This is a genomic window from Photobacterium sp. 1_MG-2023 (assembly GCF_030547945.1).
Taxonomy (GTDB): Bacteria; Pseudomonadota; Gammaproteobacteria; order Enterobacterales; family Vibrionaceae; genus Photobacterium.
Genome location: NZ_JAUORR010000001.1, coordinates 46,792 through 69,783, shown reverse-complemented (window position 1 = coordinate 69,783; position 22,992 = coordinate 46,792). Strand labels below are relative to the sequence as shown.

Sequence of the window (22,992 nt, the reverse complement as noted above, 5' to 3'; positions counted from 1 at the left end):
TGAATCAAGTATAAGGAATATAATAATGACAATTGAACGTACCTTCTCAATTGTGAAGCCTGACGCCGTGGGACGGAACCAGATTGGCGCAATTTATCACCGGATGGAAAGCGCGGGCCTGACGATCGTTGCGGCCAAAATGCTGCACCTGACTGCCGAGCAGGCGCAAGGCTTTTACGCAGAGCATGAAGGCAAACCTTTTTATGAACCACTGATTGAATTCATGACCTCAGGTCCGGTCATGGTTCAGGTGCTGGAAGGTGAGCTGGCGATTTCCCGCTACCGTGAACTGATGGGCAAAACCAACCCGGAAGAAGCGGCTTGCGGCACCCTGCGCAATGATTTTGCAGAAAGTACACGACTGAACGCAGTTCACGGCTCCGACAGCCCTGAATCTGCTGCGCGTGAAATTGCGTACTTCTTCTCTGATGACGAGATTTGCCCGCGCGGGTAATACCAATCGCAGTAAATAACTGGTCATCCTAGCTTGCTAAAATGTTCGATAACTGCGTTAGATTTTTTGATAGTAGAATGACTACTGATCTAAAAAATCCGCCTTGTTCTCAAACATTTTTCCGACGCTATTTCTGATCATTTACTTACTTTGATTGGTATAAGCGTCGGCCAGAATCGAACGAACGGGAAGCGCAGGCTTCCCGTTTCCGTATGGAGTCCTCCACACGGCTCAACTATGCTTTCTGTGGGAAAAGTGGAAACGCATCGATAAAGTCTGTACAATTTCGCGCCTTGAATCTCCCGTATTCGGGCCACCCAAACGGATCTGTCATTTTTTAGTGAGGCAACAACCGATGACTAATGCCAAAATCAATCTGCTGGATTTTGATCGCGAAGGACTGCGGCAATACTTTGCCGATGAGCTGGGCGAAAAAGCCTTCCGCGCCGATCAGGTCATGAAGTGGATGTATCATTTCGGTTGTGACGACTTCGATCAAATGACGAACATCAACAAGAAGCTGCGCGAAAAGCTGAAAGCTGTCGCAGAAATTCGTGCGCCTTACGTGTCGGAAGCACAGCATTCCTCAGACGGCACCATTAAATGGGCGATGCGTGTTGGTGATCAGGATGTTGAAACCGTGTATATCCCGGAAGATGACCGGGCGACCTTGTGCGTTTCATCTCAGGTCGGTTGTGCGCTGGACTGTAAGTTCTGCTCCACAGCGCAGCAGGGTTTTAACCGGAACCTGAAAGTTTCAGAAATTATCGGTCAGGTTTGGCGTGCTGCCAAAGAAATCGGTGTTGAGAAAGAAACGGGTCGCCGCCCAATCACCAATGTGGTGATGATGGGGATGGGTGAACCGCTGCTCAACATGAAAAACCTGATCCCATCGCTGAAAATCATGCTCGACGATCTGGGATTCGGTCTGTCTAAGCGCCGTGTCACCGTTTCGACTTCGGGGGTGGTTTCGGGTCTGGAGCAAATGATCGGAAAAATCGATGTTGCCCTGGCGATTTCTCTGCACGCAGGAAACGATCAGCTGCGCTCTGAAATTATGCCGATTAATGACAGATACAACATTGAAACCTTCCTGGATGTTGTCCGCCGTTATGTGGCTTCTTCGAATGCGAACCGCGGGAAAGTCACCGTGGAATATATCCTGCTCGATCATGTCAATGACAGCATGGATCATGCGCGTGAGCTGGCCCAAACGCTGAAAAATACGCCAGCGAAAATCAACCTGATCCCGTTTAATCCATATCCGGGTTCGCCTTACCGTAAGCCAAGCAATTCCAGAATCGATCGGTTTATGAAAACCCTAATGGAATATGACTTTACGGTCACCGTGCGGAAAACGCGCGGGGATGATATTGATGCCGCCTGCGGACAGCTGGTAGGCGATGTGATTGACCGCACGAAAAGAACCATGGCCAAGCAAGCCCATGGTGAACCAATTCCGGTTAAAGCGGTCTCATAACCAAGAGATATCCCCCTGAAAAGGGCATTTCAGGGATGTATGCAGGGAGCAATGATGGTCCGTCAGAGACTGTATCCAATCACAAGCGGCATGATAGCCGCTTGTTTTTTAATGGGCTGTGTGACCGTAGAATCGCCAGCCAAGCGACAATCCGTTGATCCTGTTGCGGCTTCTGATGCCAGAGTGACGCTGGGCCTGAGTTATCTGGAGCGCGGCCAGTGGCAGCGCGCCCATCTGAATTTGCAAAAAGCACTCGATGCCGCCCCCGCTTATCCAAGAGCACAGCTGGCATTGGCACATTATTACCAGAAAGTGGGTGAAAATCGTTCAGCTGAAGCACTCTATGTCCGGGCTTTGCAAGATTCCCCAAAAAATGGCGATGTGCTTAATAACTATGGTGTATTCTTGTGTAGTGAAGGCCGCTACGGTGAGGCGATTTCGGCTTTTGACCGGGCCGTCCTGCAGCCGGATTATTTTCAGGTCGCATCCAGCTATGAAAATGCTGCTTTGTGCAGTATGAAGCAAGGGAATGCGACCGAGGCAGCGGATTATTTCAGAAAAACACTGGATCATGAGCCATACCGGCCAGTCGCCATGCTGCAACTGGCGAAAATAGAGATGAGCGACGGACAATTCCGTGCAGCCGATGACAGACTGGCTGAGTTCAGCCAGCGTTATGGTGAGACTGCTGATAGTCTTCTTCTTAAAATTCAGTTGTCCCGCCGGAATGGTCGCCTTGATCGGGTGGAAAAATATGCCGAATTGTTAAGACAACAATTTCCTGATTCTCAGCAATATCAGAATTATCTAGCCAATGAATACTGAACAGAACGAAGAACGAGTAACGGAAGACGTCATTCGTCCGGGCGACATACTCCGTCAGGCGCGTGAGCAGCTAGGCTATTCTCAAAAGGATGTCGCTAGCCGCTTGCGTTTGCGGGTATCAGTGATCGATGACATTGAGCAAAACAGATTTGATGAAGCACAAATGGCCACGTTTACCCGTGGTTATGTAAGATCTTATGCCAAGTTTGTCGGACTGGATGTAAACGATGTCTTGAGTAAGCTGGAGAGCTGTGGCCAGGGGCAACCTCAGGCGCAGACCATGCAAAGCTTTTCCCGCAAAACCAATCGCGAAAAACATGACAGCCGGATTATGGGGCTGGCCTGGATTTTCGGCGCCGTAGTCGTCGGAATGACCGCGGCCTGGTGGTGGCAGGCAGAGCAGAAAACCGAAACACCGGTGATCACCGAACAAACCAGCACAGGCTCTCAGCCATTGGATGAGTCTCTGGCGGGCACGACGGATGAACTCGGGACCATGAGTCGCGATGACGTGAGTGCAATTGCGGAAGGGATCACTCAGCCTCAGCCGTCGGAAACGGCCAATGCTGTGGGTGAAGAGTACAGCAACGCTGCGACAGATAATGATTTGCCTCTCAGCACTTTTGATGAAGCGGCGCAGAATCCAGGGAGTGAAACACAATCTGGCTTTCTTGCAGATGAGGCTGGCAACGGTCTCTTTGATGAGGCGACAGAATTGCTGACAGCAGAGGCGACGCCGGCAGAAGAAGTTCAGGTTCCAGATCTGAAACTGACTTTTGACGGTGATTGCTGGATTGATATCCGCGATGCAAAAGGCAAACAGCTTGAAACTGGGATTAAAAGTTCCGGTGATGTGGTTTCTCTGGACGGTCAGGCACCGTTTAAGATAGTGCTCGGTGCGCCGAGTGTTGTTACAATGAGCTTTAAAGGTGAACCAGTTGATCTGAGCGGCTATCCGGCCGGTAAAGTCGCCCGGTTGAAATTGCCGTTGTAAGCAGAGAATGAGAGATGCATAACGAGTCCCCGATTAAACGTCGTCCGTCTACCCGAATTTATGTAGGCAAAGTGCCGATTGGTGATGGTGCGCCGATTGCTGTGCAGTCGATGACCAACACCCGAACCACCGATGTCGAAGCAACGGTTGCACAAATCCGTGCACTGGAAAAGGTAGGGGCAGATATTGTCCGTGTCTCTGTGCCGACGATGGATGCGGCAGAAGCTTTTAAGTTAATCAAACAGCAAGTGAATGTGCCTTTGGTAGCAGATATTCACTTTGATTACCGGATTGCTTTACAAGTGGCGGAGTACGGGGTGGACTGCCTGCGGATCAATCCGGGAAATATCGGCCGCGAAGATCGCATTCGTGCGGTGGTTGACTGCGCCCGTGATAAGAACATCCCTATCCGGATTGGGGTGAACGGCGGCTCTCTCGAAAAAGATCTGCAGCTCAAATACGGTGAGCCCACCCCTGAAGCGCTGGTTGAATCTGCCATGCGCCATGTCGATATTCTGGATCGTCTGAACTTTGATCAGTTCAAAGTCAGTGTGAAAGCTTCCGATGTGTTCCTGGCCGTTGAATCCTACCGCAAACTGGCGAAAGAAATTCAGCAACCCCTGCATCTGGGGATTACGGAAGCGGGTGGTGCCCGTGCGGGTGCTGTGAAATCTGCTGTGGGCCTGGGGATGCTGCTGGCTGAAGGGATCGGGGATACACTGCGTATCTCTCTGGCCGCAGATCCGATTGAAGAAATCAAAGTGGGCTTTGACATTCTGAAATCGCTGCGCATCCGCTCCCGGGGCATTAACTTTATTGCCTGCCCGACCTGTTCCCGTCAGGAATTCGATGTGATCGGAACCGTAAACGAGCTGGAACAGCGCCTGGAAGATGTGACCGTACCGATGGACGTCTCAGTCATTGGCTGTGTCGTAAACGGTCCGGGTGAGGCGGAAGTGTCGCATATGGGCATTGCCGGCGGTAACCGCAAAAGTGCCTTTTATGAAGACGGTGTCCGTCAGAAAGAGCGCTTCGACAATGACAATGTGATCGACCAACTGGAAACGAAAATCCGTGCCAAAGCAGCAATGCTGGATCAGCGCAACCGGATTGACGTAATCGAAAAGTAAGCCTTTTCTGTTTACCTTGCCCCGGAATCCTGCGGGGTAAGGTTCACAACGTCCTGCAGAACCGATATATTCGGTTTAATCTATTCGAACTTAATCCCCTTCGGTGAATTGAGAATCAACGTGGCGAAACAAATTCAAGCAATCCGAGGCATGAACGACTGCCTCCCAGCCCAGTCTCCACTGTGGCAAAAAGTGGAAAATACCGTGAAACAGGTCGTCAGCGCCTACGGTTACAATGAAATCCGTATGCCGATTGTCGAAATGACAAATCTGTTCAAACGTGCCATTGGCGAAGTGACTGATGTGGTTGAGAAGGAAATGTATACCTTCGAAGACCGCAACGGCGACAGCCTGACATTGCGACCAGAAGGAACGGCGAGCTGTGTTCGTGCCGGGATTGAAAATGGTTTGCTGTACAATCAGGAACAGCGTCTGTGGTATATGGGCCCAATGTTTCGTCATGAACGACCACAGAAAGGCCGATATCGTCAGTTCCACCAGTTCGGTGTTGAAGTTTTTGGCATTGAAGGGCCGGATGTTGATGCAGAGCTGATCATGATGACGGCCCGTTTGTGGCGTGAATTGGGCATTGACAAGCATGTGCGTCTGGAGCTGAACTCCATTGGTTCTTCTGATGCGCGTGTTGCTTATCGTGAAGCGCTGGTTGTTTTCCTTGAGCAGCACATTGAAGCACTGGACGACGACTGTAAACGCCGGATGTATACCAATCCGCTGCGTGTTCTGGACTCCAAAAATCAGGCGGTCCAGGAACTCTTGGCGGATGCGCCGAAGCTGTCTGAGTATCTGGACGAAGATTCCAAAGCACATTTTGCCGGATTGTGTGAACTATTAGACGCTGCTGGCATCGAATACCAAGTAAATGAACGCCTTGTACGTGGTTTGGATTATTATAACCGCACTGTATTTGAGTGGATCACCAACAGTCTGGGTGCTCAGGGCACTGTCTGTGGCGGTGGCCGCTACGATGGCATGGTTGAACAACTGGGTGGCCGTGCAACGCAGGGCGTCGGTTTCGCCATGGGCCTGGAACGACTGGTGCTGATGATGGAAGAGCTGAAGCTGACCGACGTTCGTCGCAGTGTGGATGTTTACGTGGTGACGGCTGGTGAAGGTACGCTGATGGCGGGCATGAAGCTGGCAGAATCACTGCGTGAAACGGTTCCGGGTCTGCGAGTCATGAGCCACTTTGGCGGGGGGAACTTCAAGAAGCAGTTCAAGCGTGCGGATAACGTTGGTGCTGTGGTTGCCCTGGTTCTGGGTGAGAACGAAATCGCAGACAATACTGTGGTGCTGAAAGACCTTCGTGGTGGTGAGCAGCAAACTTTACCTCAGGCAGAGGTTGCGGCCAAGCTGGCAGAATTGATTTAAGAGAGGACAGGACGTGGACGTCAATACCACTGAAGAGCAACAGATTGAATCCATCAAAGCATGGATGAAGGAAAACGGGAAAGCCGTTGTTCTTGGCGCCGTATTAGGTTTAGGTGGCCTGTATGGCTGGCGTTATTACCAAAGTGAAGTTCAGACGGCCAAAGAACAGGCCTCGGAAGCTTACACTCAGGCCGTGCAGGCACTGGCCAGCGGTAACGACGAAGCGATCAGCCAGACACAAAGTTTTATTCAGAGTCATGAAAGCAGTCATTACGCGGTGCTTGCTGCGTTGCAACTGACCAAAGTACAGATCGAGAAAGGCGATCTGGAAGCGGCTGCCGAACAATTGAACTGGGTCACCAGTCACACGGAAGATTCTGCACTGTTAGCCGTTGCGCATACGCGACTGGCGCGAGTTCTGGCCGCACAGCAATCGTTTGATACTGCGTTGTCTGAGCTGGATAAAGTGACTGCAGAAAGCTGGCAGGGCAAAATTGCTGAACTGCGCGGTGATATTCTGCTGCAAAAAGGTGACAAGTCCGCTGCACGTAATGCTTATCTGGATGCGAAGGATCAAGGCGCTTCACCTGCACTACAGATCAAGCTCGACGATTTAGCCCAGTAAAGGCGACAGATGATGCGCAAGCGATTGAAGCAAGCTTTAGTTCTGGCCGTTGCCATTGGTGTGTTAAGTGGTTGTGCCAGTGAGGAAGAAGCGGTACAGATGGCGACTTTGCCAGCTGTAACCAATCAGTTCACGCCCGTGCAGGACTGGACTCGCAGCATCGATGATGGTGTACAGCACTTTTACTCTCGTCTGGTGCCTGTGACGGGGTATGGCAAGCTTTATGTTGCCAGCCGGAACGGTTTGATCGAGGCACTTGATCCGGTCACGGGTCAATTGGTCTGGGAACATCAGATCGACGCGGAAGAGAGTGCCAAGCTCTCTGGCGGCCTGTCTGTGGCATATAATAAAGTGTTTGTCGGCAGCGAAAATGCTGAAGTCATTGCACTGGATGCTGAAACGGGTGAAGAAGCCTGGCGTGCCAAAGTAGATGGCGAGGTGCTTGCAAAACCATTGGCCGATGAAGGCATGGTGATGGTCAATACCAGTCGGGGCATTCTGCAGGCCATGGATGCACAAACGGGTGCCACGAAATGGCAAATCAGCAGTGAAGTGCCAACCCTGACACTGCGTGGTGACAGCGCACCGGTGTCGATTTCCGGTGGAGTCTTCTGGGGACAAGCGAATGGTCGTTTAGCTGGCGCCTATATCCAGAATGGCCAGTTGATCTGGCAGCAACCTGTCGGGCAGCCTCAGGGCGCGACCGAGATTGATCGTCTGGTCGATGTCGATGCGTCGCCGGTGATTGATGGGGGCCGTTTGTATACAGCAGGTTATAACGGCAATCTGATTGCCATTGATCTGCGCAGCGGTCAGCAAGTTTGGAAGCGGAATTATTCGTCGGCAACAGATTTTGTGATTGAGTCTGGCGTGCTGTATCTGGTGACGGCAGAGGATCATCTGGTCGCTGTCGATATCCGCAGCGGGACCGAACTGTGGAAAAATTCCGAGTTGTCATACCGGATACTCAGCGCGCCTGCTGTGATTGGCGGGCGTCTGGTGGTCGGCGACAGTCTGGGCTATCTGCACTGGTTGGATCCGCTGAATGGTGAGTTTGTTGCTCAGCAACAAACAGACGGCAGCGGCATCTCAGTCCCGCCGCTGGCACTGAACGATGGTTATCTGGTAGTGACCCGAGAAGGCAAACTGAGCAAAATGCATTTGCCTTAGTCACAGGCCTATTCTGTGATAAGATTAACGCTTCGGCTCCTGTTTGTGTTCGCATCAGGGGCCGTTGTTATTCTACCCGTGGCGTCGTGATTGTCGTTTGAGACAAACATGGCTTCATTAAGATGATGAAAAGATAGAGGTAAGCTCATTATGATTCCTGTAGTTGCCCTTGTCGGGCGCCCGAACGTGGGTAAATCGACGTTGTTTAACCGTCTTACCCGCACCCGGGATGCGCTGGTCGCTGACTTTCCTGGCCTAACCAGGGATCGTAAGTACGGTCGAGCAGAGCTCGAAGAGAACGAATTTATTGTCATCGACACTGGCGGTATCGACGGAACAGAAGAAGGCGTTGAAACCAAAATGGCAGAGCAATCGCTGATGGCGATTGAAGAAGCCGACGTGGTCCTGTTTCTGGTGGATGGCCGTGCCGGACTGACGGCAGCGGACGAAGCTATTGCCAAGCACCTGCGCAGCCGCGATAAACCGACCTTCCTGGTTGTGAATAAAATCGACGGGATTGATGCAGACAGCGCTTGTTCCGACTTCTGGAAACTGGGTGTAACCGAAATGCACCAGATTGCTGCGTCGCAGAACCGGGGTGTCACCGCGTTAATGGAACGTGCGCTGGCGCCATTTGTGGAAGCCTGGACAGCGCGTCAGACGGAAGATGAAGAGTTCATCGATATTGAAACGCTGGATTCGGTCGAAGCGATTGAAAAAGCAAATCTGACCGAAGAAGATGCGGAAGCGGCTTACAAGCGTCTGCAGGAGCAGCCGATTAAGCTGGCCATTATCGGCCGCCCGAATGTGGGTAAATCTACACTGACCAACCGGATTCTGGGTGAAGAGCGTGTGGTTGTGTACGACATGCCGGGCACCACGCGTGACTCCATTTATATTCCAATGGAACGTGATGGACAGGAGTATGTCCTGATTGATACTGCGGGTGTTCGTCGACGCAAAAACATGAATGAAGCCGTTGAGAAATTCTCGGTGATTCAGACACTAAAAGCGGTTGAAGATGCCAACGTTGTATTGCTGGTGATTGATGCCCGCGAAAATATCTCTGATCAGGATCTGAGCCTGTTAGGCTTTGCCCTGAATGCGGGCCGTTCATTGGTCATTGCCGTTAATAAATGGGATGGTCTGGATAACGAAGTCAAAGAGCGTGTGAAGTCTGAACTGGACCGCCGTCTTGGCTTTGTTGATTTTGCCCGGATTCACTTTATTTCGGCATTGCATGGGACAGGCGTTGGTCATTTGTACGAATCTGTGCGGGAAGCCTATCAGTCTGCGACCAAACGAATCAGTACTTCTTTGCTGACCCGTATCATGCAAATGGCACAGGATGATCACCAGCCGCCAATGATTCGTGGCCGACGTGTGAAACTGAAGTATGCGCACGCAGGGGGTTATAACCCGCCGATTGTGGTGATTCACGGCAATCAGGTCAAGGAATTGCCTGGCGCTTACAAGCGATACCTGATGAACTATTACCGTAAAACGCTGGAGATGATGGGAACACCGATTCGTATTCAGTTCCAGAACAGTGATAACCCGTACGGCAATATGAAACGTCAGAAGCTGACTGTTTCTCAGGAGCGCCAGCGAAAACGACTGGCAACCGCGTTGAAGAACAGAGAACAAAATCAGTAATCCATAAGAACCCGGCCAGTGTGCCGGGTTTTTTTTGATCTGAATCTGGTGAAATCGATCCTGTGACGGGAACGATGGGATCAATTAACGCAGATTATGCTGCTCGTTTACGACGATGTGATCGCAGCGGAAATGGGGTAAGTAATTGTTAATCCACTCAGAAATCAATGAATCTGATCGAAGATGAATTTTTGGTTCATTCTGGATCTCGACGGGAAAGGGTGAGTTTTCTGTATTTTATCCTGTTTAAAATCCAAATACAGCATATGTAACTTATGCTTTCGGGAAGTGTATTGATAAATATTCTTTTCAGGGGTGATCGCTGATCATTCTGGACTTTGTCGTTGATCATGTCTTTGTTGCGGATCCCTGCTATCGTCATGTCAGTGGTATTCATCAGGGGGAAGACCATCGGATGTCACAGTCATTCTGTCCGGCTTGTCAGCTGCCGTTGTTATGGCAATTGGGCGGGTATTATTGCGCGCACTGCCAGAATAAATTCGTGAAGGAAGCATTCTGCGAAGATTGTGGCCACCTATTGGAGCGCCTTAACGCTTGTGGTGCCGACAATTATTTTTGCCCGCATTGCAATGTCCTCAAATCGAAGTCACGGGCGCGGATCACTTTTCGGATCGCAGCGGCTGATTCACAGAAAAATTCAGGAAATCCTTCTTCCTCAGCATAGATTTTCCGGACAAAAACGATCTGAGCCTGATTTTTGCCATTTTTTACTGCTGATTTTGGACTAATCTGTAGTCAGCCTCCTTGTTTCAATATAATCTTATTTGCCAATAATTCTCATTATTACTTATGGACGAGAAACGTAAGGGCTCAGGTATGAATAAGCACAAGTCGCTGCTGACAGTCGATGCACTGTCGGTGTCGTTCACGATGGAAAGTGGTACCGTAGATGCGGTGAAATCAATGAGCTTCACCCTGGAGAAGGGACAGACGCTGGCACTGGTGGGAGAATCCGGCTCTGGTAAATCGGTTACTTCCAGTGCGGTGATGGGGTTGTTGCCGAAGAATGCGCGTGTTTCACCCACAAGTAAAATCTGGTTTCAGGGCACTGAGCTGCTCGCTTTGCCGGATAAAAAGCTGCGTCAATTCCGTGGCGGGAAAATTGGGATGATTTTCCAGGAACCCATGACCTCGCTGAACCCTTATATGCCCGTTGGCGAGCAGGTTGCGGAAGCGATCCGGTGCCACCGGAATCTTTCCATGAAAGCTGCCATGGAAGAAACGCTGGCTTTGTTTGAGCGGGTCCATTTACCGGATCCCCGGAAACGTCTGCGTCATTATCCCCATGAATTCTCTGGCGGTCAGTTGCAACGGATCATGATTGCGATGGCTCTGGCGAATAAGCCAGATCTGCTGATTGCCGATGAGCCAACCACGGCGTTAGATGTGACAGTACAGGCGGAAGTGCTGGCTTTATTGAAAGAAATTCAGGCAGAAATGGGGATGGCCATTTTGTTCATCACCCATGATCTGGGTGTTGTACGGCATTTCGCCGACGATGTGGTTGTGATGTGTAAAGGGGAAGTTGTCGAGACGGGCTCCGTTGAGAAAGTGTTCCATCAGCCGGAAAATCCCTATACCCGGATGTTGCTGGATGCCGAACCGAAACCTGCCGTGCGAGATGATAACTCCACTTCTCCTCTGATATTGCAGGCTGAAGACGTCCGTGTGAATTATGTGCTGAAATCGAACTGGCTGGGCCAGCCGACCGAGTACCTTGAAGCCGTGAAGGGGATCAGTCTCCAATTACGTCAGGGCGAAACGCTGGGGATCGTGGGCGAATCCGGCTCAGGAAAATCAACACTGGGCCGCGCACTGATGCAGCTGCTACCTTCAACCGGAGATATTGCCTTTGAAGGCAAGAACATGAACCAGATGACTGCTTCGGAGCGATTTGAGCTCAAGCGGCACATGCAGATGGTCTTTCAGGACCCGTTTGGTTCTCTGTCACCGCGGATGACGGTCGGGGATATCATTACGGAACCCCTCACGGTCTTCACCAAGATGACACGTGCAGAACGGATGCAGAAAGCGCGTCAGGTTTTGCATGAAGTGCGTCTGGACCCACACAGTATCAACCGCTATCCCCATGAGTTTTCCGGTGGTCAGCGTCAGCGGATTGCGATTGCACGGGCGCTGATTTTTGAGCCGAAATTCATTTTGCTTGATGAACCAACTTCGGCGCTGGACCGTTCCGTTCAGCTGACGGTACTGGATCTTCTGAAAGATATTCAGCGCAAACACAATATCGGCTTTCTGTTTATCAGCCATGACTTGGCAGTGGTGCGTGCCATTTCTGATCATGTCATGGTGATGCAGCGTGGCGAAGTGGTTGAGCAGGGAACGCCTGATCAGATCTTTGACCATCCTCAGCAGGCTTATACTCAGCGTTTGATCAGCGCGTGTATGCTGATTGAAGACGCCGCTTAAACGTTAATCTGAATCGGGAATATCGCTCAATCGGTGACGGTGGAGCGAATATCACCATCGGCCAGTGTGGTTTTCAGTGTATCGCCGGTTTTCACCTGAGCAGCACTGCGGATTACCTGGCCGTTGTCATTTCTTGTGATGGAGTATCCGCGCGCCAGGGTGGCCAGCGGACTGACCGCATCCAGCGTTTCGGTCGCGATGGCGAGCTGGTGCCGGGCGTTGACCAGTCGACGGTCCATGGCATCCAGTAAGCGGCGCTGTTGCGCGTTCAACTGTGCAGACAGCTTTTCCAGTCGCTGTGCCGGCGTGTGCAATGCCAGTTGATACTCGCAGCGGTGAAGGTGTTGCTGACGATCGGCCACCTGCTTGCGTATGGCACGTTCCAGACGGTTTCTTAACTCATCCAGGCGCTGACTTTGCTGATTCAGCTGTACCTGCGGATGCTGGCGATCCAGGCGGTGCTGCCAGCGCACAAGCTGGCTCTGACGACCTGACAGATAATGGCGCATCGCGTGTCGCAGGTGCTGCTGACGCTGGTTGATTTTCTGAAGCTGAGCACTGAGATCACGGCTCACCAGTTCTGCCGCGGCAGAAGGTGTTGGCGCACGCATATCGGCCACAAAATCAGCAATGGTGACGTCCACTTCATGCCCGACGGCACTGATAATCGGAATTTGGCTGGCTGCAATTGTCCGGGCGACAATTTCCTCGTTAAAAGCCCATAAATCCTCGAGAGAGCCGCCCCCGCGTCCGACAATCAGAACATCGCACTCCTGTCGGGCATTGGCCCGGCCGATGGCCTGCGCAATGGAAATTGCAGCGCCGTCACCCTGAACCATGGTCGGGTAAATCACAATGGGTAACCCGGGATCCCGGCGTTTGAGCACATTGAGAATATCGTGCAGTGCTGCACCGGTTTTGGAGGTGATAATACCGACCCGTTTCGGTTCTTCCGGCAAGGGCTGTTTGAGATTCTGTGCAAACAAACCTTCTGCAGCCAGCTGCATTTTCAGTTGTTCAAACTGCTGCTGCAGGCGGCCATCGCCTTCTGGCTGCATGCTTTCGATAATCAGTTGGTAATCGCCACGCGGCTCATACAGAGAAAGTCTGGCTTTCACCAGAACCTGATTACCATTGGCCGGACGGAAGGTCACCCGCTGATTGTTGCCACGGAACATGGCGCATTTCACCTGAGCCCGTGCATCTTTGAGCGTGAAGTACCAGTGCCCGGAAACAGGCGCTGAAAAGTTAGACAGCTCGCCGATCAGCCAGACAACCCCCATCTCATTTTCCAGTAACAGACGCACCTGTGCGTTGAGGCTGGAAACAGTGAAAATACGCTTGTTCTGAGATGAAGCAGTCGGGTATAGACTCACGGCAACGGGACCTGTAATTGCAGGAATAGACTTAGCTGAGGATGGTGCCCGAAATTGGCAAGAGTATCAAATGAATGTCGTGAAAGGGGGGCTTGAAAAGTCGGCAGACGCAATGAGGGCAGGGAATTTGGCCCGCAGCTCGGTCACTTAACCGGAATATATTACTTATCAAGTAAAAAGTGTCAATTAAATTTTTTAATTTTTTTCTAGCCAAACGTTTGCTTGGTACGTATAATTCGTCCGCAATATTTTATCCCTTCTTTAAAACCTTACATGGTGTGAGATATTGCGATGTTACGTATCAAACAAGAAGCTTTGACCTTTGACGATGTCCTGCTGGTTCCGGCACATTCGACTGTACTTCCTAACACTGCGGATCTGCGCACCCGTCTGACCAAAACAATCTCGCTGAACATTCCGATGGTGTCTGCATCTATGGATACAGTCACTGAAGGCCGTCTGGCGATTGCGTTGGCACAGGAAGGGGGCATTGGCTTTATTCACAAGAATATGTCAATCGAGCAGCAGGCACGTGAAGTGCGCATGGTGAAGAAATTCGAAGCGGGTGTGGTTCAGGAGCCGGTGACGGTAAAACCTTACCAGACCATTCTGGATGTGAAGCGCCTGACCGAAGAAAACGGCTTTGCCGGCTATCCTGTTGTTGATGATAATCACGCGCTGGTGGGGATTATCACGGGTCGTGACGTCCGTTTCGTGACGGATCTGTCACAGACCGTTGAAAGTGTGATGACCTCTAAAGAGCGTCTGGCCGCTGTCAAGGAAGGCGCTTCCCGTGAAGAAGTGGAAGCTGTGATGCAGGCGCACCGCGTCGAAAAAGTGCTGGTTGTGAACGACAGTTTCCAACTGAAAGGCATGATCACTGCAAAAGACTTCCAGAAAGCAGAACGTAAACCGCATGCGTGTAAAGATGCGCAGGGACGTCTGCGTGTCGGTGCTGCCGTTGGTGCGGGTGCCGGTAACGAAGAACGTGTGAAAGCACTGGTTGAGGCGGGTGTGGATGTACTGCTGATTGATTCATCACACGGCCATTCTGAAGGTGTCCTGCAACGTATCCGTGAAACCCGTGCCGCTTTCCCTGAACTGCCGATTGTCGGCGGTAACGTCGCGACAGCCGATGGTGCGCGTGCCCTGATTGAAGCCGGTGTGAGCGCAGTGAAAGTGGGTATTGGCCCGGGTTCAATCTGTACAACTCGGATTGTGACTGGTGTAGGCGTGCCACAAATCACAGCCATTGCTGAAGCCGCTTCGGTTGCGAACGAGTACGACATTCCTGTGATTGCCGATGGCGGTATCCGCTTCTCTGGCGATATGTGTAAAGCGATTGCAGCCGGTGCATCCTGTGTGATGGTGGGCTCGATGTTTGCCGGTACCGACGAAGCACCGGGTGAAGTTGAGCTGTATCAGGGCCGTGCTTATAAATCTTACCGTGGCATGGGCTCCCTGGGTGCGATGTCCAAAGGTTCTTCTGACCGTTACTTCCAGACGGACAATGCAGCCGACAAACTGGTGCCGGAAGGTATCGAAGGTCGCGTGGCTTACAAAGGCCACCTGAAAGAGATCGTTCACCAGCAAATGGGTGGCCTGCGCTCCAGCATGGGTCTGACCGGATCGGCAACGATTGAAGATCTGCGCACCAAAGCTGAGTTTGTTCGTATCTCTGGTGCCGGTATGCAAGAGTCACACGTTCATGATGTGACCATTACCAAAGAAGCACCGAACTACCGTCTGGGCTAACCAGCGACAGACAGACCGGTTGCTCAGGCAGCCGGTCTTCGTTAACACGACAGATTTTTTCCGGAGCGGGTAGCCGCTCCTTCAGATTCAATTGATATTTGAGACTGCCCAATGACCACAAATATTCATGCGCAACGTATCCTCATTCTGGACTTCGGTTCTCAATACACACAGCTGATTGCACGTCGTATCCGTGAAATTGGTGTGTACTGTGAACTGTGGAGCTGGGATGTTGAAGAGGCGGATATCCGCGATTTCAATCCGAACGGTATCATCCTGTCTGGCGGTCCTGAGAGCGTGGCAGCAGAAAACTCACCGCGTGCCCCACAATACGTGTTTGAAGCGGGTGTGCCTGTTCTGGGTGTGTGCTACGGCATGCAAACCATGGCAGAGCAGCTGGGCGGTAAAGTTGCCGGTTCCGACATGCGTGAATTTGGTTATGCTCAGGTTGAAGTCGTTGAGCCAACCGCACTGCTGAAAAACATTGAAGATGCTGTGGCAGAAGATGGCAATGCGCTGCTGGATGTCTGGATGAGCCACGGTGATAAAGTGGTTGAAATCCCGGCTGACTTCGTGAAAGTCGCAGCAACAGAAACTTGCCCTTACGCAGCCATGGCAAACGAAGAGAAGCGTTTCTACGGCGTTCAGTTCCACCCGGAAGTCACCCATACCCGTCAGGGACAGCGTCTGCTGGAAAACTTCGTGATGAACGTCTGTGGCTGTGAAAAGCTGTGGACGCCGTCTTCTATCATTGACGACGCAGTGGCCCGCATCAAAGCGCAGGTCGGCGATGACGAAGTGATTCTGGGACTGTCTGGCGGCGTGGATTCCTCTGTCGTTGCGATGCTGATCCACCGTGCGATTGGCGACAGACTGACCTGTGTGTTCGTCGACAATGGTCTGCTGCGTCTGAACGAAGGCCATCAAGTGATGGAAATGTTTGGCGACCACTTTGGTCTGAACATTGTTCATGTCAATGCTGAAGATCGTTTCCTGTCTGCACTGGAAGGTGTGGATGAGCCGGAAGCGAAGCGTAAGATCATCGGCCATGTGTTTGTGGATGTGTTCGATGAAGAATCGAAGAAACTGAAAAACGCCAAGTGGCTGGCACAGGGCACCATTTATCCGGACGTGATCGAATCTGCGGCGTCGAAAACCGGCAAAGCGCATGTAATCAAGTCGCACCACAACGTTGGTGGTCTGCCAGAAGACATGGCCATGGGCCTGGTTGAGCCGCTGAAAGAGCTGTTCAAAGATGAAGTGCGTAAGATTGGTCTGGAACTGGGTCTGCCGTACAACATGCTGTACCGTCACCCGTTCCCTGGACCAGGTCTGGGTGTGCGTGTGCTGGGCGAAGTGAAGAAAGAATACTGTGACCTGCTGCGCCGTGCGGATGCAATCTTCATTGAAGAACTGCATAAAGCCGACCTGTACAACAAGGTTTCTCAGGCCTTCACTGTCTTCCTGCCAGTCCGCTCTGTGGGCGTGATGGGCGATGGCCGTAAGTACGACTGGGTTGTGTCGCTGCGTGCTGTTGAAACCATCGATTTCATGACCGCACACTGGGCCCACCTGCCATACGATTTCCTGGGCAAGGTATCTAACCGCATCATTAACGAAGTGGACGGTATCTCCCGCGTGGTTTACGACATCTCCGGTAAGCCACCAGCAACGATTGAGTGGGAATAACCCACATCATCAATTGCGAATCAAGCGATTTAGCTATTTGAATGAAATGCCAGTCAGTTTTGACTGGCATTTTTTATGGCGCTAAACATTCACGCTTTTCTGTGAGCAGCTGGCTCAGAAAATCAGCGACAGCTCTGATTCTTCGGGAGTGCGCCAGATCGGCATGAATCGCGAGCCAGATGGGCTGATCGCAGCCCAGATCACGCTGTACGCAAACCAAATCTTTGGCTTGGGCAATAAAATGAGGCAGTACCGCCATGCCAATGCCAGATTGTACGGCGCTGAGCTGAGCGGACATGCTGGTGGTGGTGATGCGGCAAGGTTTTCCGCGCAGCGTGCGTTCCAGCCATTGGGCGGCAGGGAGGTGCTGTTGGGTCTCTGACCAGCCAATAAAATCATCCTGTTCCAGAGAACTGCGTCGCTCGGGATCGGATCGGCGTTCTAAGTAGCTTTGGGATGCGTACAGGCCAAATCCCAGTTCGCCTAATCGCCGGATACTGACATGACCGCGTTCGGGTCTTACCATCCGTAAGGCCATATCGGCATCGCGCCGGTGTAAATTCACAGTCGAAACACTGGTCACAATTTCCAGCGTTAAGTTTGGATGGGCTTCAATGAGTCTGGGCAGTGCCGGGATGATGAGGTGGTCAGCAAGCCCTTGCGCTGTTGCCAGACGAACGTGCCCCATCACACTGTCATTCGGGCCGCGTGCGGCATCGCTCAAGGCATAGCCCGCCAGCTCAAGTGCCTCAGCCTGAGGCATGAGCGCGGCACCTTCATCGGTGAGTTTATAGCCCAATTGATCTCGGGTGAACAGCCGGACACCTAATGCCGATTCCAGTCGCTCCAGACGTCTGGAGGTTGTCGCAATGCCAAGCTTTAACACCTTTGAGGCGCTGCTCAGTGTGCCTTCTCTCGCGACTGCTAAAAAGATTCGCGTGTCATCCCAGTTCAAGTGCGGGCTGCCCGCTGGTTTTCCGTTATCGGAAAACTGATTGCGATTTTCTGCCATATCAAGCTCCATTTTTGGGAAATATACTGAAATACGTTGAACAAACCAAGGGAGAATCATGATGAAAAAACGCATCTTAGGGAACGGGCTGGAAGTGTCGGCGATTGGACTCGGCTGCATGGGAATGAGTGAGTTCTATGGCCCGCGAGATGATCAGGCATCCATGCGGGTACTTCATCAGGCCGTCGAACTGGGGTGTACGCTGCTGGATACTGCCGATACTTACGGCAACTTTCATAATGAAGCACTGATTGGTGATTTTCTGAAAGAAAACCGTGCTGAAGTTCAGATCGCCACGAAGTGTGGCATTGTGCGTCAACCCGGACAGTATCAACGGCGTATCGATAACAGTCCTGAATATATCCGAAGCGCGTGTGAGCATTCGCTTCGCCGCTTAGGCGTGGAGTGCATTGATCTGTATTACATTCACCGTTTAGATCCAAACGCGGCCATCGAAACCACGATGCAGACACTTGCGGCTCTGGTAGCCGAAGGAAAAATTGCGCACATCGGGCTGTCGGAAGTCAGTGCGAGCACGCTGAGAAGAGCGCATGCGGTTCACCCGGTTACTGCCGTTCAAACGGAGTATTCGCTGTGGACGCGTGATGTGGAAGCTGAAATCCTGCCAACCTGCCGCGAATTGAATATCGGCTTCGTGCCATACTCACCGCTTGGCCGGGGATTTCTGACCGGTCGTTTTCATTCACAGAGTACTTTCGAGGCCGATGATTCCCGAAAAGCATTACCGCGTTTCACGCCGGATAACCTGAAAGCCAACAGTCCACTTTCTGAAGTGGTGATGCAGATGGCGCATACCAAGTCATGTACGCCCGCACAAATCGCACTGGCCTGGTTGCTGGCGCAGGGCAATCACATCGTACCGATTCCCGGAACCAAGAGAATCGCGCACCTTGAGGATAATCTCGGTGCCGTCAATATCACGTTAACACCAGCGGATTTAGCACAAATCGAACGTGCACTCGGAGATTTTCAGCCTGCCGGGGCGCGCTACACCGAAGAAGGAATGAAAGGTGTGAACGTATAGGTCCATTTCTTCATGCCTGTGGAATAATTTTTTATTCAATCTGAGTCATAATTATTGCAAAAGGCGTCTGGAAAGACGCCTTTTCTGCACATCAAATCCAGGGAAAGAGCAGATTTTTCCTGTAGTTTAACAATCCATTCATAAAATCACGTGTGGATAATTATTCTGTAATTATTTATGAATCCAGTGCCTGTTGCTGATTTTTTGGCTCATATTAGTTTTACTGAATTATGACAATCGAGTAATCTCAAATCCTTTCATAACTCATTCGATTCATAAGGAAGTACAACTATGAGTGAGACCCTGAATCCGGCGAAGCATTCGCGGGGGGTGATTGCGTTCATTGAACGTGCGGGACAAAAAATACCGGATCCGGTTGTGATCTTCATGTTTCTGTTCGCTTTTGTACTGGTTCTGACCAGTCTGATCGGTGGGATGCAGTTTGAGGTCATGGGCGCTGATGGAAACGGCGTAACGCATACCATCAAAAGCATGACGGAAACAGAGCATGTCCGCTGGCTTTTCGATAACGCTTTGCTGCAGAACTGGCTGGCGTTCGGCCGCGGTGTACTGGGCGTGATTCTGATTGTGATGCTGGCTGTGGGCATTGCGGAGCATTCCGGTCTGCTATCGGCGCTGATTAAGAAAATCGGCCTGCGGATCAGCGATCGCTGGTTGCCTTACATGGTGGTTTTTCTGGGGATTATGTCCTCGATTGCCAGTGATGCGGGCTATCTGGTTCTGGTTCCGCTGGCAGGCCTGTTATATGCCGGTTTGGGTAAGAACCCGCTGATTGGTATGGCTGCGGCATTTGCTGGCGTTTCTGCCGGTTTCAGTGCGAACCTGATCCCCGCAACACCTTCTGATGTCATTCTTGGGGTCAACGCACGCATTTTTGCCGAGTCGCAGGGCGTTCCGTTTACAACGGCCAGCGGTGAACCGCTGAACCCGGCGACCATGCACTATTACTTCATTTTTGTGTCGACCATTGTGCTGACTGTGGTGGGCGGCTGGATCACCAATCGCTTTATCGCCCCGCGCTTGTCGGACATGGCGTTTCAATTGCCGGATGATCTGAAACTGGATGATTTCCAGCTGTCATCTCAGGAACAGAAAGGACTGCTGATGGCGGGTCTGGGCCTGCTGGCTGCACTGCTGGGGGTTTATCTGCTGGCAACGGGGCCACTGGCTCCTTATACCCATGCTGACGGACACAAAGTCACCCCGTATCTGGACAATGTGATTCTGCTGATTTCTTTTGTCTTTGTGGTGGTTGGCCTGTGCTATGGCATCACAACCCGGAAGTTTAAGTCGCTGCAGGACGTGGTGAAGGCCATGGTGAAGCAGATGAACACCATGGGTTATATTCTGGTGCTGACTTTCTTCTGCTACAACTTTCTGGCGATGCTGAGCTACTCAGGGCTGGGGACTTATGTGACTTATCTGGGCGCGACTTTCCTGGGCTCACTGGGTTTGCAGTCTTTCCCGATTGCACTGATTATCGGGTTTATTCTGACCACGGCATTGATCAACCTCTTTGTGGGTGGCATGACATCCAAATGGATGCTGCTGGGGCCGATTTTTGTCCCCATGCTGTATCAGGTCAACCCGAATATGACGCCGGATCTGGTCACGGCAGCGTTCCGGGTTGCGGATTCATCCACCAACATCATCACGCCGATGATGACATATGCAGGGGTGATTCTGGCCTTTATGCGGAAGTACAAACCTGAACTGAAGTTTGGGGATGTGATCAGCATGATGGTGCCTTACTCTGCGGCCTTCCTGGTTCTGTGGTCGGCGCTGCTGGTCGGTTTCTTTGCTTTCGGCCTGCCTTTGGGCTTCTGATTGTGTTCAATGTATTCATGGCTACGAAGACGCCCGGCATTTGCCGGGCGTTTTTTCGTGACGTCTGCAACCGTTAATGATCAAACCACTGGGCATGAAATCTCAGGTGTTCTTCGATAAAGCTGGCAATAAAGTAATAGCTGTGATCATAGTCCGGCTGCATCCGCAGACTGATGGGATAACCGGCCTGTTCTGCGGCCTTGAGGAGCGCGCCCGGTTTGAGTTGCTCGCTCAGGAATTGATCAGCCGTGCCCTGATCGATCAGTACCGGGAGGTGTGGGGTGCTGAGGGCCAGCAATTCGCAGGCATCATACCGCTGCCAGGTCATGCCGTCATCCGGTCCGAGATAATGGGCAAAGGCTTTCCTGCCCCAGGGACAGTCACTTGGGTGACTGATCGGACTGAAAGCCGACACTGAGCTGTAACGCTGCGGATTGCGTAACGCAATGACCAGCGCCCCATGGCCGCCCATCGAATGTCCGGCGATCGCCCGTTGTTGTGTGACCGGAAACTGCGATTCAATCAGGCTGGGGAGTTCATCGGCGACATAGTCATACATCTGATAATGTTGGTTCCAGGGCGGCTCGGTGGCATTCACGTAGAACCCTGCACCCAAGCCAAGATCGTCGGCCTGATTGGGATCATCCGGCACGCCCGCACCGCGCGGACTGGTGTCTGGTGTCACAATGGCAATGCCGAGGTCGGCAGCAATGCGTTGTGCGCCGGATTTTTGCATGAAATTTTCATCGGTGCAGGTCAGTCCGGAGAGCCAGTAAAGGACAGGCACCCGGCTGCTGTTTTCGATCTGCGGCGGTAAGAAAATTGCAAAACGCATGGAACACTGCAGATCTTCAGACGTATGCTGCCACTGCTGATGCCATCCGCCGTAGCATTTGTTACTGCTGACCAGTTCCGAAATCATGTCTGCCTCTAATAATGAATGACGGAGCGAATACTCTTGCCCTGATGCATTAGCTCAAAAGCCTGATTGATATCGTCGAGCGGCATGGTATGCGTGATGAAGTCATGCAGTGCAAACTCGCCCTTGAGATAGCGCTCGACGATATCCGGTAACTGGGTGCGGCCTTTCACGCCGCCAAATGCAGTACCGCGCCATACCCGGCCGGTAACCAGTTGGAAGGGGCGGGTTGAAATTTCCTGTCCGGCACCGGCCACGCCGATGATCACTGATTCGCCCCAGCCCTTGTGACAACATTCCAGGGCAGAACGCATTACATTGACATTGCCGATGCATTCAAACGAAAAGTCGACGCCGCCATCGGTCAGGTCGACGATGACTTCCTGAATGGGTTGATCGTAATCATTCGGGTTGATGCAGTCGGTCGCACCGAGTTTTTTCGCCAGCTCAAACTTATGCGTATTGATATCAATACCGATGATCCGGGATGCACCCGCCATGGTTGCGCCAATTATGGCAGACAGGCCAATGCCACCCAGTCCGAAAATAGCGACGGAATCTCCTTTGTGGACTTTGGCTGTGTTGAGTACCGCGCCCATCCCCGTGGTGACCCCGCAGCCAAGCAGGCAGATCTCTTCCAGTGGCGCGGCGGGATTGACCTTGGCCAGCGAGATTTCAGGTAAAACCGTGTATTCTGAAAAGGTTGAGCATCCCATGTAGTGATAAATGGGTTCACCGTTGAGTGAAAAGCGGGAGGTGCCATCGGGCATCAGTCCCTGTCCCTGCGTCGCCCGGATCTTCTGGCACAGATTGGTTTTGCCGGACAGGCAGAATTTGCATTCGCCGCATTCCGGCGTATAAAGCGGAATCACATGATCGCCCACCTGAACTGTGGTGACGCCGGGGCCAACCTGCTCGACAATACCACCACCTTCATGGCCCAGAATGGCGGGGAAAATGCCTTCCGGGTCTTCGCCGGATAAAGTGAACGCATCGGTATGGCAGACGCCGGATGCGACAATGCGGACCAGCACCTCGCCAGCTTTGGGCAGTTCAACATCGACGGTTTCGATCGTCAGGGGCTGATTTGGCCCCCAGGCCACGGCTGCCCGGGATTGAATGGTTTTCATCATTATGCTCTTCAGTCATGAAACTATTTCTATAAAGTAGGTGA

The 22,992-nt window shown here is 52.0% G+C and carries 19 protein-coding genes; 15 read left to right on the top strand and 4 right to left on the bottom strand.

Annotated features, from left to right (window positions below):
* Window positions 1-25 precede the first annotated feature (25 nt).
* The 11 genes from ndk to Q4579_RS00245 all read left to right on the top strand — a co-directional run bounded on the left by ndk (window position 26) and on the right by Q4579_RS00245 (window position 12,174).
* Window positions 26-454, top strand: coding sequence for a nucleoside-diphosphate kinase (gene ndk / locus Q4579_RS00295; protein ID WP_303560753.1), 429 nt, complete (start codon window positions 26-28; stop codon window positions 452-454).
* A 355-nt stretch (window positions 455-809) separates the two neighbouring features.
* Window positions 810-1,934, top strand: a complete 1,125-nt coding sequence (locus tag Q4579_RS00290; protein WP_303560752.1) for a bifunctional tRNA (adenosine(37)-C2)-methyltransferase TrmG/ribosomal RNA large subunit methyltransferase RlmN — start codon at window positions 810-812, stop codon at window positions 1,932-1,934.
* A 54-nt stretch (window positions 1,935-1,988) separates the two neighbouring features.
* Window positions 1,989-2,759 (top strand): type IV pilus biogenesis/stability protein PilW, encoded by a 771-nt coding sequence (gene pilW, locus Q4579_RS00285; RefSeq protein ID WP_303560750.1) that lies wholly within the window; start codon window positions 1,989-1,991, stop codon window positions 2,757-2,759.
* Window positions 2,749-3,753, top strand: a complete 1,005-nt coding sequence (rodZ, locus tag Q4579_RS00280; RefSeq protein WP_303560749.1) for a cytoskeleton protein RodZ — start codon at window positions 2,749-2,751, stop codon at window positions 3,751-3,753. The genes pilW and rodZ overlap by 11 nt, the downstream gene beginning before the upstream one ends.
* Before the next feature lie 14 nt (window positions 3,754-3,767).
* Window positions 3,768-4,883, top strand: a complete 1,116-nt coding sequence (gene ispG / locus Q4579_RS00275; RefSeq protein ID WP_211647335.1) for a flavodoxin-dependent (E)-4-hydroxy-3-methylbut-2-enyl-diphosphate synthase — start codon at window positions 3,768-3,770, stop codon at window positions 4,881-4,883.
* Window positions 4,884-5,003: 120 nt separating this feature from the next.
* Window positions 5,004-6,272, top strand: coding sequence for a histidine--tRNA ligase (hisS, locus tag Q4579_RS00270; RefSeq protein ID WP_303560748.1), 1,269 nt, complete (start codon window positions 5,004-5,006; stop codon window positions 6,270-6,272).
* 13 nt (window positions 6,273-6,285) lie between these two features.
* A complete protein-coding gene (locus Q4579_RS00265) occupies window positions 6,286-6,897 on the top strand; it encodes a tetratricopeptide repeat protein (RefSeq protein WP_303560747.1) in 612 nt (203 codons plus the stop codon).
* Window positions 6,898-6,909: 12 nt separating this feature from the next.
* A complete protein-coding gene (bamB, locus tag Q4579_RS00260; RefSeq protein ID WP_303560746.1) occupies window positions 6,910-8,067 on the top strand; it encodes an outer membrane protein assembly factor BamB in 1,158 nt (385 codons plus the stop codon).
* A 150-nt stretch (window positions 8,068-8,217) separates the two neighbouring features.
* Window positions 8,218-9,723, top strand: a complete 1,506-nt coding sequence (gene der, locus Q4579_RS00255; protein WP_303560745.1) for a ribosome biogenesis GTPase Der — start codon at window positions 8,218-8,220, stop codon at window positions 9,721-9,723.
* Window positions 9,724-10,138: 415 nt separating this feature from the next.
* On the top strand, window positions 10,139-10,408 hold the full coding sequence (locus tag Q4579_RS00250; protein WP_303560743.1) for a zinc ribbon domain-containing protein: 270 nt from the start codon (window positions 10,139-10,141) through the stop codon (window positions 10,406-10,408).
* 152 nt (window positions 10,409-10,560) lie between these two features.
* Window positions 10,561-12,174, top strand: a complete 1,614-nt coding sequence (locus tag Q4579_RS00245) for an ABC transporter ATP-binding protein (RefSeq protein ID WP_303560741.1) — start codon at window positions 10,561-10,563, stop codon at window positions 12,172-12,174.
* A gap of 26 nt (window positions 12,175-12,200) precedes the next feature.
* Here Q4579_RS00245 and xseA read toward each other — a convergent pair whose 3' ends face one another.
* The gene (xseA, locus tag Q4579_RS00240; RefSeq protein ID WP_303560740.1) at window positions 12,201-13,550 is read right to left on the bottom strand and encodes an exodeoxyribonuclease VII large subunit; all 1,350 of its coding nucleotides are present in this window, start codon (window positions 13,548-13,550) and stop codon (window positions 12,201-12,203) included.
* 291 nt (window positions 13,551-13,841) lie between these two features.
* Between xseA and guaB the strand changes: the two genes are divergently transcribed.
* The gene (gene guaB / locus Q4579_RS00235) at window positions 13,842-15,305 is read left to right on the top strand and encodes an IMP dehydrogenase (RefSeq protein ID WP_303560739.1); all 1,464 of its coding nucleotides are present in this window, start codon (window positions 13,842-13,844) and stop codon (window positions 15,303-15,305) included.
* 111 nt (window positions 15,306-15,416) lie between these two features.
* Entirely contained in the window at window positions 15,417-16,994 is a 1,578-nt protein-coding gene (gene guaA / locus Q4579_RS00230; RefSeq protein WP_303560738.1) for a glutamine-hydrolyzing GMP synthase, read from the top strand.
* Window positions 16,995-17,067: 73 nt separating this feature from the next.
* Here the strand turns inward: guaA and Q4579_RS00225 are convergent, their stop codons facing one another.
* On the bottom strand, window positions 17,068-18,006 hold the full coding sequence (locus Q4579_RS00225) for a LysR family transcriptional regulator (RefSeq protein ID WP_303560736.1): 939 nt from the start codon (window positions 18,004-18,006) through the stop codon (window positions 17,068-17,070).
* 61 nt (window positions 18,007-18,067) lie between these two features.
* Here Q4579_RS00225 and Q4579_RS00220 point away from each other — a divergent pair, with 61 nt between their 5' ends.
* A complete protein-coding gene (locus Q4579_RS00220) occupies window positions 18,068-19,051 on the top strand; it encodes an aldo/keto reductase (RefSeq protein ID WP_303560734.1) in 984 nt (327 codons plus the stop codon).
* A 291-nt stretch (window positions 19,052-19,342) separates the two neighbouring features.
* Window positions 19,343-20,899, top strand: a complete 1,557-nt coding sequence (locus Q4579_RS00215) for an AbgT family transporter (RefSeq protein ID WP_303560732.1) — start codon at window positions 19,343-19,345, stop codon at window positions 20,897-20,899.
* 73 nt (window positions 20,900-20,972) lie between these two features.
* Here the strand turns inward: Q4579_RS00215 and fghA are convergent, their stop codons facing one another.
* Window positions 20,973-21,821, bottom strand: a complete 849-nt coding sequence (gene fghA / locus Q4579_RS00210) for an S-formylglutathione hydrolase (RefSeq protein ID WP_303560730.1) — start codon at window positions 21,819-21,821, stop codon at window positions 20,973-20,975.
* A gap of 8 nt (window positions 21,822-21,829) precedes the next feature.
* Window positions 21,830-22,954, bottom strand: coding sequence for an S-(hydroxymethyl)glutathione dehydrogenase/class III alcohol dehydrogenase (locus tag Q4579_RS00205; RefSeq protein ID WP_303561144.1), 1,125 nt, complete (start codon window positions 22,952-22,954; stop codon window positions 21,830-21,832).
* Window positions 22,955-22,992 lie beyond the last annotated feature (38 nt).